A 15,500-nucleotide genomic window follows, 5' to 3' on the forward strand; every position below is an offset into this window, starting at 1 on the left:
GATAAAAACTACTCTGCGGGGTATTTTGTTATAATCAAGAAAGTTGAAAATGTTGAAGAGGGATGTAGTCAGTGAGTAAAAAGATTTTTACCGCAGAAGAAATTGCTAAGCTATCTCAGAACATATATGTCAAAAACCTTCTATGAAGATGCGCTTAAATTCATCAGTATAGGTAATACCTTTAGGTATTAGAAAACTCCCCCGTGAGGTATTCGAGTCTTGTGGATTCGATGTAGAGATCGTAGGGATAGACCGAGTCCAATCCTCCGCAAACAGGTGGAGAGTGGCCTATAGGAAAGATGGAATATTGGGACTACAGGATACCAGAAATGTAAATTCTGGAAGACCTCGTGTAAAGGATCTAACCCTTGCTCAGATTAAACTATTAAAGGCAGAGAATGAACTGCTAAAAAATATCCAAATAGCAGAAAGGAAGTGGAGAAAAAGGAAATAAAATTATCAGCAGAGGAAAAATACATACTTATCCAGAGAGTCATCAATATGCATAAACTAAAGGATATGGTAGCGCATTTTTGTAACATATCAGGAGTCTCGCGATCCGGATATTATCGATACCACTCAACGGATGCTGAGAAAACCCGAAGAGATAAAGAAGGGAAGAGATGAATTGGCCAGGGTAAACATCCTGAAAGCTACGTGTTTATGTTAAAAAAGGTCAAGGCAAATTAAGATGACCCTCGAAGGGCAGTTTAACATTGTCTACAATCTCAAACGTATTAGGCGGATAATGAAGAAATACAATATTTTCTGTCCTATACGTAAGGTAAATCCATATAGGAAGATGATAAAAGCGACCCAGGAACATACCGTCGTGCCCAATCTCCTGAATCGTGATTTCAAACAGGGAGTTCCAGGTAAGGTACTTTTAACCGACATAACCTACCTTTTTTATGGCGCTCACAAAAAGGCTTATTTGTCGACCATAAAGGATGGCTCAACAAACGAGCATACAATGTCTCTACAAGCTTAGAGATGCCCTTAGCGACAGAAACCCTGCACAAGCTTAAGGAGTCAGGTACCATGCTTCATGAGGACGCGTTCCTCCATTCAGATCAGGGAGTTCACTACACAAGCCCAATCTTCCAAAAGATTGCAAAGAAATATAGATTAAAGCAGTCCATGTCTCGAAGAGGTAACTGTTGGGACAATGCCCCCCAAGAGTCCTTCTATGGTCATTTCAAAGATGAGGCCTCCATAAAACCAAAACCTTGTGCCACGATCCATGAGCTAGTTCAGGAGGTAGACAGGTATATGGATTACTACAATAACTATAGATACCAGTGGAATTTAAAGAAGATGACCCCTGTACAATACAGAGATCATCTTCTAAGTCAACTATAGCTATTTTTAACTGTCCTTGACAAAGGGTACATTTTACTATTTGGGGGTACCGCTAATATTGATGTTTTTCTTAATTTGAGGAAATTGATTCTGGTAAACAACATAAAAAGTTACAATAACTGCCATTGATTGTCAGTCATTTAAAAATGATTGACAATAGTGCAACTATATTTCATCATGAATATAGACAAATGAAAAGTTTAACGAATTTAACAGTGAAGTCATATGACATGATGGCTATGGTTTCACTATCCTAATTTATCAAGTAAGGATGGTGAGTGGCATGGATGAAAATTTTGTTTTGCCCAATAACTTTCACGATTTGCTTATCGCTTCCAGTCAAGGCATAGACAGCCTCACCCAAAAACTTGCTGACTTATTGAATCTTCAGGTTGTGGTCACTTCTTCCGCTTATGTCCCAATAGCTATGTCATTTTCATTCCCCGGTGATGACTGTCTTCAGGTGATGACCAGCGAATCGGGAATAAATCAAGATACGTTATTTTTATGTCGGATTTCCAGCCAGTCTTTTCAGGTGGAAGCGGCAGGGCGGGCAGTTGCCCCTGTCGGCAAAATCATTGGCTATGTCTTCACCCTTTTTGACCAGGAGCCGCCTCATCCGGAAACCTACAGAAACATTCTGGATTATGCGGCTTCGCTTTACGCAGTCCACCTTCAAAACCGTTTGGAAGTAAAGCAAGAGCAAGCAAAAGCCAAAAATGCTTTTTTGTACGATATCCTTTATGGAAACCTGAAGCAAAGGGACGAAATAATCAGCATGAGTGAAATTTGGGGTTGGGATTTTCATCAGCCTCATGCGGTTTTAATGATCTCCCTTGCCAACGTTGATGATATCTCACGGAGTTGGCATTTAATCGATCTTCTATCGAGAACCGTTGAAACAATCTATTCAGGGAGATACTATAAAAATCCCCTCACGCTTTTAAAAAGAAATGAATTGATTACGGTCGTTCCTTTAAATACAAAATCCTCGGCGGATCAAAAAAAAGAGCTTATATCCTTTGTGGATAAAGTCCGGGCTAAACTGCAAGATATCCAATTTGAAAATGAAATATCCTGCGGGGCCGGGCAACCCTATGAAGAGCCAACCGACCTGTTCCGCAGCTACCAAGAGGCCAAAGTCGCTCTGGTTATGGGGAGCCTTTTGAGAATTCCGGTTCCCTTCTTCAGAGATTTAGGGTTGGAGCGAATTCTTTATAAGCATGATCTTCAGGATTTAAAAGAATATTATCTGCATGTGCTTGGAGACCTGCATAAGCAGGATGATCCTGAGGGTTCGCTGATTTACACGTTGGAAGCATTTGCGGACAATCAGTTTGATATTCAAAAGACTTCCCAGGCGATCTTTATGCATCGGAATACACTGCGTTACCGGTTGAACAAAATAGAAATTATTCTCGGCAAATCCTTGAACGAAATAGACGTTCGCTTAAATATTGTTGCGGCAATGAAAATAAAAAGGCTGCACAAAATGGATCAGCTCGTCCTGAAATCCTAACTCAAATAATGATTGAGTTAAATAACGCGATAAGGGTTGGTTGGAATGCCGGCTTATCATAGCGCCTGCCCGCGCCATTGCTACGGTACTTGCGGCATGCTGGCGCAGATCAACGAAAATAAACTCACTCAGGTCTTAGGCGATCCGGAACATGGTTATACCCAGGGAAGACTTTGTGCCAAGGGATACGCTTTAGTTCAGTATTCCCTGGATCAGAACCGCCTCAAATATCCTATGAAAGTAGCCCGGCGCGGTTCCAATGAATGGCGGCGGATTTCCTGGGAAGAGGCCTATTCGATGATTGCTGAAAAGATTCTGGAATTGAATCTTCGCTTTGGCAGTAATTTAGCAAGCGGCTATTATTGGGGCAAAGGGAATACCGGTTTTCTTCATCAAGCCGTAAAAGCCATGTTTGCCAGTCTAGGCCCACACACCAAACCAATGGGAGATCTATGCTCGGCCACCGGTGACCGGGCGCTGCTTCAAACTGTGGGTAAGTTACCAAGCCCCGACCCCGAAGAAATGGCCAAGGCAGGACTAATCGTACTTTGGGGAGCTAATCCTGTGGTTACCAATGTTAATCAAGTGAAATTTATTACTGAGGCCCGTCAAAAGGGCGCCCGTCTTGTTGTAATCGATCCGCTTTTCACAAAGTCTGCTCAGAGATCAGATTATTACCTTCAAATCAAACCGGGAACGGACGCCTTGCTGGCTTGGGCCATTGCCAGGATCATTATTGAACAGGACGGACAAAATAAAGATTTTTTGGAGCAGAGAACTATAGGTTGGGAGAATTATCGAGCGGAAATTCTTGAATTGGATTTGCAAGAAGTCGTTGCGCGGACAGGGGTATCCCTGGACGTAATCGAAGAATTAGCCTATTGCTATCTGACTTGCCGCCCAGCAGTTAATTGGTTGGGATTAGGCTGCCAGAGGAATCCCTTTGGCGAACAAACCGTTAAAGCGGTCAGCGCCCTGACTGCTTTAACCGGAGACTACGGAACCCAGGGCGGAGGACTCTACTTTCTGAACAGAGACAGCGAGGATTTCCCTCAACTTCTGGGTAACTATCCCGAGAAAAAAGACCCGGGCGATTTGATTTCCCGGAAGATTGCTTATGATGATTTTGCCGATCAGGCCTTGAGGCTTAATGATCCTCCTTTAAAACTTCTTTGGATATCTTGCGGAAATCCTCTAGCCCAGGATTACAATATCTCGGCCTGGAAGTCTTTGTTTTCTCAGTTGGAACTGATTGTTGCTGTTGATTTATATCTGACCAGAACAGCCCAACAAGCGGATTTGATTTTACCGGCAGCTTCATTTTTCGAGGAACAGGATCTTCATCTCAGTTTCTGGCACCGTTGGCTGTCAATCAATCAGCAGGTTTTGCCGGCCTTTTTTGAAGCGAAAAGCGACCTGCAGATCGCCAAGGAGCTATCCCAAAAAATAAATGCCTTAAAGCCCGGTTTTTCAGATTTTCCCATTGAGAAAAAACCTTGGGATTGGATCGAGGGGGAATTCACATCCCGGGTTTTGGAGCGATATGACTTGGATCATCCGTCTGAGCTGCTGGCCCGTCCGGCTAAACGAAAAAAAGAAGCTATACCTGCCTCCTGGAAATATCATTTTGATCAGCCTCAATTTAATGGGTTCAGAGACCCTAAAGCAGAATATCCGCAAAAAAAAACCAGCCCGGAATATCCGTACCTTCTTCTTACTCCTCAGTCGTTACTCCAATTTCATAGTCAGTATGAAACTCTGGATTGGCTCAATTCGGAGCATGAGCCGGTAATTGAAATAGCAGAAGACACAGCAAAAGAGTATCAGCTCAGCGAAGGTTCGGCCATCGAGGTTTTTAATGATCAGGCTGCTTTGCGTGGTGTGGCTAGGATCAACCGGCATTTGCCAAAAAATATCATAGTCACGGAACAAAGCGGCTTACATCCGGTCAATGATTTGCTGAAGAGGGAAGAGAAAAAACGGCCAGGCCAATCCGAAAGTATCCCCTTCTTTGATTGCAGAGTAAATATCAGGAGAGTAAACAAATATGTTTAAAAGAAAAGGCTTCCTTTTTGATCCTAATGTTTGTCTGGGGTGCCGAGCTTGTGAAATGGCTTGCCGGAATGAAAACCACACCCCGGCTGAAATCCACTGGCGCCAGGTTAAGTTGCTGGGCACGGAAACCTATCTCTCCATGTCCTGCAATCATTGTGACAGCCCTGAGTGTTTTCGCGTTTGCCCGCAAGGAGCCTTTATTAAAAGAACAGATGGAATCGTCGAAATTAACACATCCCTTTGCAACGGCTGCAATGGTGCTCGCCTCTGTTTTGAGGCCTGTCCCTATCATGTTCCCCAATATGACCCTGAGACAGGTAAAGTAACCCGCTGTCAAATGTGCTACCCCCGTCAGGATCATGGCCTGCCTCCGGCCTGTGTTGAAGCGTGTACGACGGGGGCTTTGACTGTTGTTGACCTGAACTGCGATGAGCTTTCCGGCACCATTACGGAGATTCCGGGATTTTCACATAGTAAGCTTACCGAACCAGCATTGATTTTTTATCCGCTAAAGTCCGCAAAACGATATTTTCGTACAGGTGCACAATAATTCAGCGCACTTTTTGTCTGCGAAATACATTTGATTTATTTTGTGAAATTATATAATAGGCTTAGATTCATTGAGAGCGAAGCAAATACTGAAATCAATTGTGCCAAGAATAACGGATGCCCCTGAGCACTGCAGGAAATTGTTGTTATTTGGAACAAGCAGTGTTGATTTGAGTAACGCCGACTCTCATTTTTAGTCCAGTTCTTATTAACAGTTTTCATTAGTGTCTTTTCCTCGACTAAAAATCGAAACGACGAGAGGGAGGAAAGTTTATGACAAATATTGTGAAAAAAATCTCAGAGAAAAACCTGAGCCGGAGAGCTTTTTTGCTGACTAGCGCGGCGGCAACCACCGGCTTGGCGCTTACCGGCTGCGGTACTTTGCTTGTTTCTGCCGGGTCTGATTATGATGTTCAAGCGGTTGGCGGTGCCGATGAAGGAAAATGGGTTACGGTCGGTTGTGATTTTGACTGCGGCGGCCGCTGTTTGAATAAGGCCTTAGTGGTGGACGGCGTGGTGGTAAGACAGAAAACGGATGACACCCACCCCGACAGTCCGGACTATCCGCAGCAAAGAGGCTGCCTGCGCGGCCGGTCGCAACGCAATGTGGTATTTGGCGCGGACAGAATAAAATACCCCATGAAACGGAAGAATTATGAAACCGGCGGCGGCAAGAAAGAATTGCGGGGCGTCGATGAATGGGAGCGCATCTCTTGGGATGAAGCGTTAACCATCGTGGCCACCGAGCTGAAAAATGCCAAAAGCAAATATGGCAACCGTTCCATACTCACACCCGGGATGAATCTGGATGCTACACTCTATGATGTGCTGAATCATTTTGGAGGATATGTCTCATTCTGGACGGCGACATCGTTCGGCGCTTGGGGTCTGGCCCATCAGGGAAGCATTGGCATGGAATGGTATTTCACTTATGTAAACGACCGTTTTGATTTAAAAAACAGTGAAACAGTAGTGATGTTCGGACTCAACCCTGCCTGGTCGTCTCCGGGCAACAGCTTCTACTATTACCTGCAGGCTAAGGAGGCCGGCGCGAAATTCATTAGTATCGACCCGTTTTATAACGATTCTGCCGCCGCCCTGAATGCGGAGTGGATGCCGATCCGCATCGGTACCGATACCACGCTGCTCCTGGCCTTGGCTTATGTTTTGCTTACGGAAGACGACCCGCTGACGAATCCGCTTATTGACTGGGAGTTCTTGAAAAAATGTACGATCGGCTTTGACAGTGAGTCCATGCCGGCCGGCGAAGATCCTAAAAATAATTTCAAAGATTATGTCCTCGGCACCTATGACGGTCAGCCCAAGGATCCTCAATGGGCTTCGGAAATCTGCGGTTTGGCGCCTCAGAAGATCCGACAGCTGGCCTATGAGATCAGAAAAGACAAAAAAGTATCCCTGTTGTCCGGCTGGGCTAATGGCAGGACCTCCGATGCCGATGCCTTGCCTCAGGTTTTTATGACGGTGGGAGCGATGACCGGCCATTTCGGCAAATCCGGTCATAGCTGCGGCGCAGCCTGTCACAGGCAAAATGTGAATTGCGGGCCTTTCCTTTACGCTGTTGGCCCGACGGAAAGACCCACATATGGCATGGGTGGGCTTCCTGCCCCGATCACGACCAAAATTCATGCCGATGAGCAATGGGACGCTATTCTCACCGGCAAGGCTAAGGCGGTTGATAACCCAACCTGGATTCTTGGCTCCGGCGCGGCCAAGACGCAGGACTTCGATATCCGCGTAATATTTAACCCGGAGAACAATGCGTTGGAAACAACGCCTCATGCGGCCAAAGGTATTGAAGCTTACCGTAAAGTAGATTTCGTGGTTTCCTGCGCCCAATATCCTTCCGGCTATGCCTTGTACAGCGATGTGATTCTCCCCCGGACATCGGCCTGGGAAGATGTGGGATTTATTAGCGGCATGGGCACCCGGGATGCGGTCATCGCTTGCAGCCGTGCGGTTGAACCCCTTTATGAAGCCAAATCGCGCCAATGGATCGGCATCGAGCTGATGAAAAAGCTGGGCTTGGATCCTAATGAACTTTTCCCCGAAAGTGAAGAACAGTATTATTTCAACATGCTGAAAAATACCATGGCAACGGAACCGGATGGCAAGGCAGTGCCCTTGGTGACAATTACCCAGACCGATATCGATAAACGAAAGGTCAAGGGCAAACCACAGCAGGGTAAAATCGGCCTTGAGGAATTCTTAGAAAAAGGCATCTACCAGTTTGAAGCGAAAAAATACCCCTATATCGCCTATGAAGCTTTTGTTAAAGACCCGGTAGCCAATCCACGGCCCACTGCAAGCGGAAAATTGGAAATCTTCTCCAAGACCTATTCCGCCTTGGTCACGGAATGCGGATACACGGAAAAAGATCCGCTGCCGGTTTATGTACCCGGGCCTGAAGGCTATGAAGAGAGCTTCAGCAATTGGGAGCAGAAAGTAAAAGGTGAATACCCTTATCAGATTTATTCGATTCATCATATGGGCCGTTTGCATACTGTTTTTAGCAGCAATACCTGGCTGCAGGAGGCATTTGCGGCTCCGGTCTATATGAGTGCGGTCGACGCAGCGGCTAATGGCATTAAAGATGGGGATACGGTGCTTGTCCAGAGCAAATACGGCAAAGTCTTGCGCCGGGCCAATGTTTCCGAACGAATGATGCCTGGTGTGATGTCCATCGCTCATGGGGGCTGGATGGATTTGGATAAAAAAACCGGCGTGGATCAAGGCGGCAATGAGAATATTCTTTGCGGTACACCCCCCACCGGAGCAGGCGTCAGTGCCTACAATTCCATTCTGGTTAAGATGGAAAAGTGGTCGGGCCAGCCGCTGGTTCCGGATGTGGAAAAACCGAGACGAGTCTTAGTTTAGGAAGGAGTGAGCGCAGCAATGGCTAAATTAGGATTTTATTTCAATATGGATAACTGCATCGGCTGCCGGACTTGTCAGATCGCCTGCAAAGACAGAAACAACCTGAAAATCGGGGTACTCTTTCGGAAAGTGCGGACCTTTGAAACAGGGGCTTATCCGGCGCCTGGATTATATAACTACAGCGGTTCATGTAACCATTGCGCCAACGCCAAATGCGTCTACGGCTGCCCCACCGGAGCCATGCACTATGGTGAAGATGGAACCGTTCAGCATGATAAAGAAAAATGCGTCGGCTGCCGCTATTGTGTTTGGAATTGCCCCTATGGCGCCCCGCAATTCCTTGAGGACCGAGGTGTCGTAGGGAAATGCGACAGCTGCAAGAGTTTGCGTGAGGCGGGTGAGAACCCGGTTTGTGTCGACGCTTGCCCGATGCGAGTTCTGGAATTCGGCGATCTCGATGAACTTAAAGCTAAGCATGCCGCTGAGAAGGCAACCAGTAATCTTGCTATACTCCCGAGTTCAACAATCACCAATCCGTCCTTGCTGATTAAACCAAGAGCCTGCGCCCTGCAAGCAGGATTCAAGGAAAAGAAAGAGGTGTAAGAAGATGGCCGAATTCCCCTTAATCATATTTTCTCTGTGTCTGAATGGGGCTGTGGGTATCATGCTTTTTGTGGCGATTGCCAAGTTGCAAAACAAGGACGGCAGTTTTAAAACGGCCATCGTCTCTGCGGCTGTTTTGGCTGTGGTTGGTCTTCTGGCATCCTTGCTGCACCTTGGACGGCCTCTTGCCGCTCTCAATTCACTGCTGGGAGTCGGACATTCCTGGCTCAGCCGTGAAATTTGGTTTACCGGCGCCGTGACTGCTTTAATTGTGGTCAGTGCCTTGTTGATCATCTTTAAGCCTGCTGCCAAGCGGGTACTGGGGATTTTGATCTATCTTGCGGCAATCCTGGGCCTGGCGGATGTGTTTGTGATGGCCTCAATCTATAAATTCGCCAGCGTACCTGCCTGGCAGAACGGTTTGATCTATGCCGAGTTTTATGGGGCGGCCCTATCCCTTGGGGCAGTTCTTTTCTTAGCCACAAGCAAAAAAGAAGCGGCGGATATATCGAAAATTGCGGTTTTCACGGCAGCTTGCGCCATTGTCCTGCAGGTTGCAGCGATGGTCATCTATTTGATTGAGCTGGGGACCAGCAACAGCTTGGCGGCGCAACAAAGTTTTTCCCTGCTGGGTGAAATGGGTACGGCTGTAATCGTTAAGTTGGTCTTTATCCTCGGAGGGGCCATTTTGTTATTCTATTCGGTAATGAATCGGCTGAGTGTCCCTAGATTCAGTCCAGCCGGAATAGAAATTGCCGCTTCAGCAACTGGTCCGGGAACATTGAACAGCGGATTATATTCGGCGGCAGCTTTAATCACGATCGGTCAAATTGCCGGACGATTAATCTTTTACGGAGCCATGGTGGTCACTACTGTTGGTTTAAGCTAGCTTATTTCTTTTCGACTCACTCCCCGCGTGCATTGCAGTGTGGGGAGTGAGCCAAAATAGAATGAGTAACGTATTACGATAGATAAAGGCGGTATACACCTATGACGGATCAGAATGACAGTATCGCAATCATTCTTGCTAATCGGCTTTACATCTATTCATTGCTGCAGCATGTTTTTGGTCATGAGCCCAGCGCTGAGTTAGTGGAGGCGCTGGCTGGCGGGCATACGAAAGATGCTTTAGAGTTATTGTGGGATGAAGATGAACAGCAATATGAGGCTTATTTAAATTTATTTAAGAATTTGCACCGGGCAATGCTGGCTGACCCTGCTGGCACGCTGGAACAGCTGAAAGATGAATATACCTATTTAATGATTGGTCCCGGGAAGCTGCCTGCTCCGCCTTGGGAATCGGTTTATCTCAGCAAAGAGAGAGTTGTTTTTCAGGAATCCACGTTGAAGGTCCGGAACGCTTATCGGGAATACCATTTTTTGCCGCAGAATTATCCCCACGAAGCGGATGATCATCTTGCTTATGAATTGGATTTTATGAGGCTATTGGCGAAATTTTCGCTGGAACGCTTTGAAATAGAAGAAATTGCGGATGTAGTGAAACTCTTAAACGACCAGAAACGGTTCCTAAAGGAGCATTTATTGGTTTGGAGCGGCAAGTTTTCCGAGCAAATGCAACATTCGAAATCACAACATCTATATCCTCAAATGGCTGCACTGGCGGATAAATTCTTGAACACAGACGCCGCAGTTATCGCTGAAATATTGTTGTTGATCCAGTAGACAATTGTAGTTATTTACGAAAATGTATAGTCAATATGTAATAATGTTACGATGACAATTTAAAATACTAAGGTTATTCTTGATTTAAAGAGGACTCTCTTCCTTTTGCCGGTGGAAAGGTGGGAGTCCGGGATTAGAATGAGGTGAGGTTGAAAGATGCTATGTCTTTTGATAAATATACCAGCAGTTCCATTGGCCATAAAGTCAATAAGACTGCCCGCCTGATCACGCAAAAGCTGGCCAGGAATTTCCGGGAGAGTGGAATTGAGGTCACCACGGAACAGTGGAGAATTCTCCTTTATCTGTACAGGGAGGATGGGCAGTCCCAGAACAGCCTAGCCGAATCCACCGGCAAAGATCAACCCACTATTTCCCGAATCATCAATACCATGGAAAAACACAGTCTAGTATTCCGAACTCGTGATCCCTACGATCATCGGACCAATTTGATTTATCTGACGGAAAACGGCAGAAATATAAAGGAAGCACTTATGTATATGGGACAAAAAACAAACAGTGAAGTTACACAGGGCATGGAACCGGAAGAAGTTGAGACTTGTATCCGCATTTTAGATAAAGTCATCGAAAATCTTTCCTAAGCAAACATCTTGTTCGGAACGATTGATAACAAGGTTAAAACATAAAACTCTTAATTTTTCATCATTTTAGACCAATATGTATTTCTTCTTCCTTATCGAAATCCTGGTGTCCCAGCACAGCGTTACGATCGTACGCCTTGACTCGAATGGTCATTGGATAAAGCAATCAACTTCAATCAACTTCATGTTGACTTGTAATACTAAGATCCTTTCTATTTCTTAAGTGAAAGTTATTCATAGAACGGCGTGAAGTTTACCGGCAAGGTTGACGACTACGCTCCTCTTGGCAAAGTGCCCGTGCCAGATGCAGCTCCTCTGGGTGAATGAGAACGGCGAGCGCTTCGCGGATGAAAACTGTGTTAGTATTCAACCCGGATGTGCCACCAACGCCATGGAAAACCAAAAAGAAGTTTTCAGTATCCTGGATCAGGAGAGCTTTATGCCGGCTTTCTTTTGCATATTGTTCCGTTTTCAGTATTACTCTTTCTTGGAGGGGCTGCCTTTTCATTCTATATTGTGATACCCCCAGCCCTCAAGTACCTTTTGCTAACCGGGGGAGGGGCAGTGACAGCCATACCGTTTGTGACAAAATCATCTTACCTGAGTTTTATCTTAACTATCATTTTGTCCTTTGGACTGGTTTTCGAACTGCCGATAGTGTTATTACTCTTAATCGGGTTAGGAATACTATCCCCTAAAACACTAGCCAAGCAGCGGAAATGGGCTTTTTTTATAATTCTGGTTTTGGCCTTTGTCGTGTGTCCTTCACCTGATCTGATGACTCAGTTTCTTATGGCCGCGCCAATGTATATGCTTTATGAATGGAGTATCTGGTTAGGTTATCTGGTGGTCAGAAGGAGAGAAAAGAAGCAATGCCGGATACCTGTAAAAGGAGAGGGGCAGTGGGATGAATCTATCGGGGATTGTCATTATAGCTTTTGTAGCCCTCTTGTTGTTTGGACCAGAGGATTTTATCGTAATCGCCAGAGCTTTGGGGAAAATTGTTGGGCAAGTATACGAAAATATACCAGTGAGCTGAGCAAGGAATTTCAAGACGCCTGGGAAAAAACTGGGTAATGTCATTAATCAGGCGCTAAAGGAGACTCCGGTTGATAAAGATAAAAGCCTTCCCGAGGAAAAGACCGAGAATTCAGAAGAATTATTACAGTATGAGGAAAAAACCACTGAGATTAGTGATGTGAAAACGGAATGTCCTAAATTATAAAATTGAACGGAGGAATTTGTTATGCAACCAATGTTTGGATTTGTCACCCCTACTGTAGCGGTGATTTTGCTGGTTATGGCATTAATTATTTTTGGCCCGGGTAAACTGCCTATGCTGGGGAAATCCTTGGGACAAGGAATAAAAGAATTCAAAACAGCGACCAGCGAAGAAGAAGTTAGTTCTAAAAAGGAAATCAAAGAAGAAAAAGAGTAACCGCCTGAATAAAAATAGACTTGAATAACGGAGAAGTGACAAGGTAGCAATTGGAACGGTTGGCGGCACTGATGATAAAAGCCGTCTCCTATCCGTTTGGACATTATAAAAAGCTCCTGAGATTGGTAATCTGAAGATAATAAGGAGCGTCGTTATGGAATATGGCATAAATCAATATGTGGATGTGCAAATCCTAAAAGTTAAACACTATCCCTTATCTTACCATCAGGACTCTGTCAAAATTGTTTTTGTGTTGTAAGGAGAATTGATGGTCAAGTGTTCATCTCAGATCCATACGGTGCACGCTGGAAAATTTGTGTTTATCAATCAGAATCAAGTGTATTCTATGTGGACCCAATAACAATGACTATTCCATCATTGAAATTCTTTCGTTGAATATCAATAAGCTAAAAGAGATTTTTGAAGAATTGGAATACATCAGGATGAGCAACACGCCGTATTCAGAACAGGAATATGTCTATACAAAAAAGTTCAGCAGAACCGGGCGGAAACGTTAAAACGATATATGTTGGAATGCTTTGACGAATTGCATGCCGCGCCTTTTTCTGTCAATAATTCTCTGGGGGAATTTGCTTATCGATTAATCACCTTATGCCTAGCGGAATATAATTTTTTATATTATCTTAAGCCGGATGTGGAATATATCAGCAAAGACAGCATTGAGCGCTTCCACAGGGCAGCCGGTTATGTGCAAAGTCATTTGGGCGAAAAAATAAGGCTGGACGAAATAGCAGTTTCCGAACAGTTGGGTAATACATATTTTACGCAAATGTGGAAAGATCTGATCGGCCTTTCTTTTGGAGAATATGTCAATTTTGAGCGGTCATGCACTCTGAAATTCTGCTCTTATTCACTGATAAGAAGTTATTTGAGATTTCAGCCGAATGTGGTTTCTCAGATTTAAAATACTATTACAAGAAATTTAAACATTGGTTTAAGAAAAGCCCGATGCAGTGGAAAGAACAGTGGCAGTGGCGGACTCAATGTAATCCGGATATTGAGCTATTAGATGCAGATACGTCACGGCTGTATATTGATCGATATTTCAGGAAGTATCCGGACGATACCCAATTAAAAACCCGGATCTATGAACAATACCGAATCCTTAAAGAAATGGCTTTATGTAATAAACATTCTGATAATATGACGGTGGTCTTTGATTTGTTTGCTCCTGAAAATCTCCCTAAATAGTTGAAAGAAAAACTAGAAGTGCCGGAATGGAGAGATACTGATCTTTTTGTTGGCCTGACACAGCAGCTGGGATTACAGCAGCAGATCCAAATCCGGATGGAAGAGTTGCGGCAGCAGCACTGCCGGGATGGAATGGAGTGCTTTCTTAATGAAACGATTAAGTATTATGGCCTTAAGCGTGTCCGAACCTGGGAATTTCAATTAATTTGCCGGGACCTTGTTGAACTGACGGAAGCCAAAGCCTATTCTGTATTTTTGGAAAATAAATTGAATGGAGGGAAAATCAGATATGTCCTGGTTTAAATACCGGGCATTATGAGGGCTTAATATCATACTTGCCATGAATGAATTGACGATTTTACAGAAAAACTTGTGAGAAAATCTGTAAGATCGTCAATTGTTTATTTTTTTTGGGACAGTATATAACAAAAGATAAATCGATTATCAGATTTTTATTAAAAGGGGGGAGAAATGGTGGCTGAAAAGGGAATGAATCGGAGAACATTTATAAAAGGAGCGGTACTAAGTTCTGGCGCAGTGCTTGGAGGATCGTTATTAACAGGGTTGAGTGGCTGCTCAGATCAAACAACAAAACAAGTCACAAATCCTGGTGGTACCGCAGTAAAGTATAGTTGGGAAACACCCCCCGGCAGCTATCCCGGATAATCAAATAAAAGAAACTGTTGATACGGAGATCGTCGTATGCGGCGGAGGAACAGCCGGATTCGTTGCCGCTCTGTCAGCTGCTGAAGCGGGCGCCAAGGTGGTTGTGCTTGAGAAAATACCGCCTCCCGGTACGGAGGAGGAGATAACGGTGCTATCGGTTCAAAATTCCGAAAAAAGCTAGGCATTGAGTTTGATAAAGAGGAGATTGTGGAAGCGCTTATAAAAACACAGGCATTTCTTCCGAATGAAGGACTACTTAGACTATGGGTTGATCATAGCGGCCCAATCATGGACTGGATTTTGGAAATGACGAACGCTGCGGGAATAAAAACGGTACTTATTCTTGGCCTACTCCAAAAGAGTGGGACAGGGCTAAGGAACGCAATGGATTTTATCCTACCAATCACATCATTGGCATCGACAAAGGTGATACCCAGGAGCCGCTTTTGAATTGTTTGAAAGAACACCTGCTTAAAAATGGAGTGCAAATATTATCGGGCAACAAGCCCGAAGATATACCAATGAACTGAGCAAGGAATTTCAAGACGCCTGGGAAACACCAAGCAATGTTATTAATCAGGCGATTAAGGAGACTCCGATTCACAAAGATAAAAGCCATCCCGATGAGAAGTCCGGCGATTTTATAGAGTATGTTTAGTGTTTTTTATGTTTTCCTGCGGACGAGTTGTTAGTGGGAATTTTTGTTTGGGGGGCTAATTTCTTTTCATGTTAGGGCCTTGCAAGTTTGGATGAACAAAAGGCTAAAATTCCTTTGATAATTGGTCAGTAATTTACATATGTTTAAATGAAGATTGGAACAAGCCTATTTCGGAGGGGTATCAAATAGAATCAGTGTATGCGTTTGCGGCATTGAAAAATTTGCTTTAGTACCAAATGATAGGCAGCTTTCTGCGCATGG

General features: G+C 44.6%; 16 protein-coding genes and 2 pseudogenes. 17 read left to right on the forward strand and 1 reads right to left on the reverse strand.

What is annotated here, in order from left to right; genetic code table 11:
• The first annotated feature begins 71 nt into the window (after positions 1-71).
• The 9 genes and pseudogenes from ACZ42W_RS06345 (at position 72) to ACZ42W_RS06385 (ending at position 11,265) form a co-directional block, all read left to right on the forward strand.
• A pseudogene (locus tag ACZ42W_RS06345) lies at positions 72-1,362 on the forward strand (IS3 family transposase).
• A gap of 283 nt (positions 1,363-1,645) precedes the next feature.
• A complete protein-coding gene (locus ACZ42W_RS06350) occupies positions 1,646-2,881 on the forward strand; it encodes a PucR family transcriptional regulator (protein ID WP_464169278.1) in 1,236 nt (411 codons plus the stop codon).
• A 45-nt stretch (positions 2,882-2,926) separates the two neighbouring features.
• Complete coding sequence (locus ACZ42W_RS06355; RefSeq protein WP_464169279.1) at positions 2,927-4,936, forward strand: molybdopterin-dependent oxidoreductase; 2,010 nt, start codon at positions 2,927-2,929, stop codon at positions 4,934-4,936.
• Positions 4,929-5,486 (forward strand): 4Fe-4S dicluster domain-containing protein, encoded by a 558-nt coding sequence (locus ACZ42W_RS06360; protein ID WP_464169281.1) that lies wholly within the window; start codon positions 4,929-4,931, stop codon positions 5,484-5,486. The genes ACZ42W_RS06355 and ACZ42W_RS06360 overlap by 8 nt, the downstream gene beginning before the upstream one ends.
• 272 nt (positions 5,487-5,758) lie before the next feature.
• Positions 5,759-8,380 (forward strand): molybdopterin-dependent oxidoreductase, encoded by a 2,622-nt coding sequence (locus ACZ42W_RS06365; RefSeq protein WP_464169283.1) that lies wholly within the window; start codon positions 5,759-5,761, stop codon positions 8,378-8,380.
• Between the two features lie 18 nt (positions 8,381-8,398).
• Positions 8,399-8,983 (forward strand): 4Fe-4S dicluster domain-containing protein, encoded by a 585-nt coding sequence (locus ACZ42W_RS06370; RefSeq protein ID WP_464169285.1) that lies wholly within the window; start codon positions 8,399-8,401, stop codon positions 8,981-8,983.
• Positions 8,984-8,987: 4 nt separating this feature from the next.
• Complete coding sequence (locus tag ACZ42W_RS06375; RefSeq protein WP_464169287.1) at positions 8,988-9,872, forward strand: dimethyl sulfoxide reductase anchor subunit family protein; 885 nt, start codon at positions 8,988-8,990, stop codon at positions 9,870-9,872.
• Positions 9,873-9,973: 101 nt separating this feature from the next.
• Complete coding sequence (locus ACZ42W_RS06380) at positions 9,974-10,666, forward strand: TorD/DmsD family molecular chaperone (RefSeq protein ID WP_464169289.1); 693 nt, start codon at positions 9,974-9,976, stop codon at positions 10,664-10,666.
• A gap of 161 nt (positions 10,667-10,827) precedes the next feature.
• The gene (locus ACZ42W_RS06385) at positions 10,828-11,265 is read left to right on the forward strand and encodes a MarR family winged helix-turn-helix transcriptional regulator (protein WP_464169291.1); all 438 of its coding nucleotides are present in this window, start codon (positions 10,828-10,830) and stop codon (positions 11,263-11,265) included.
• Between the two features lie 253 nt (positions 11,266-11,518).
• Here ACZ42W_RS06385 and ACZ42W_RS06390 read toward each other — a convergent pair whose 3' ends face one another.
• The gene (locus tag ACZ42W_RS06390; RefSeq protein ID WP_464171157.1) at positions 11,519-11,773 is read right to left on the reverse strand and encodes a hypothetical protein; all 255 of its coding nucleotides are present in this window, start codon (positions 11,771-11,773) and stop codon (positions 11,519-11,521) included.
• Here ACZ42W_RS06390 and tatC point away from each other — a divergent pair.
• The 8 genes and pseudogenes from tatC (at position 11,719) to ACZ42W_RS06430 (ending at position 15,031) form a co-directional block, all read left to right on the forward strand.
• The gene (gene tatC / locus ACZ42W_RS06395) at positions 11,719-12,342 is read left to right on the forward strand and encodes a twin-arginine translocase subunit TatC (RefSeq protein WP_464169293.1); all 624 of its coding nucleotides are present in this window, start codon (positions 11,719-11,721) and stop codon (positions 12,340-12,342) included. The genes ACZ42W_RS06390 and tatC overlap by 55 nt on opposite strands.
• Positions 12,343-12,511: 169 nt before the next feature.
• Positions 12,512-12,703, forward strand: a complete 192-nt coding sequence (gene tatA / locus ACZ42W_RS06400; RefSeq protein ID WP_464169295.1) for a twin-arginine translocase TatA/TatE family subunit — start codon at positions 12,512-12,514, stop codon at positions 12,701-12,703.
• Positions 12,704-13,549: 846 nt separating this feature from the next.
• A pseudogene (locus ACZ42W_RS06405) lies at positions 13,550-13,633 on the forward strand (hypothetical protein); the annotation flags it as partial.
• A 39-nt stretch (positions 13,634-13,672) separates the two neighbouring features.
• The gene (locus tag ACZ42W_RS06410) at positions 13,673-13,915 is read left to right on the forward strand and encodes a hypothetical protein (protein ID WP_464171159.1); all 243 of its coding nucleotides are present in this window, start codon (positions 13,673-13,675) and stop codon (positions 13,913-13,915) included.
• Positions 13,916-13,933: 18 nt separating this feature from the next.
• Complete coding sequence (locus ACZ42W_RS06415) at positions 13,934-14,218, forward strand: hypothetical protein (protein WP_464169297.1); 285 nt, start codon at positions 13,934-13,936, stop codon at positions 14,216-14,218.
• Between the two features lie 168 nt (positions 14,219-14,386).
• Entirely contained in the window at positions 14,387-14,581 is a 195-nt protein-coding gene (locus tag ACZ42W_RS06420) for a hypothetical protein (RefSeq protein ID WP_464169299.1), read from the forward strand.
• Between the two features lie 28 nt (positions 14,582-14,609).
• Positions 14,610-14,762 carry an FAD-binding protein gene (locus ACZ42W_RS06425; RefSeq protein WP_464170888.1) on the forward strand — a complete coding sequence of 51 codons (153 nt, stop codon included), beginning with the start codon at positions 14,610-14,612 and terminating at the stop codon, positions 14,760-14,762.
• A gap of 26 nt (positions 14,763-14,788) precedes the next feature.
• Entirely contained in the window at positions 14,789-15,031 is a 243-nt protein-coding gene (locus ACZ42W_RS06430; protein ID WP_464169300.1) for a hypothetical protein, read from the forward strand.
• Positions 15,032-15,500 lie beyond the last annotated feature (469 nt).

This window comes from Desulfitobacterium elongatum, from assembly GCF_055378975.1.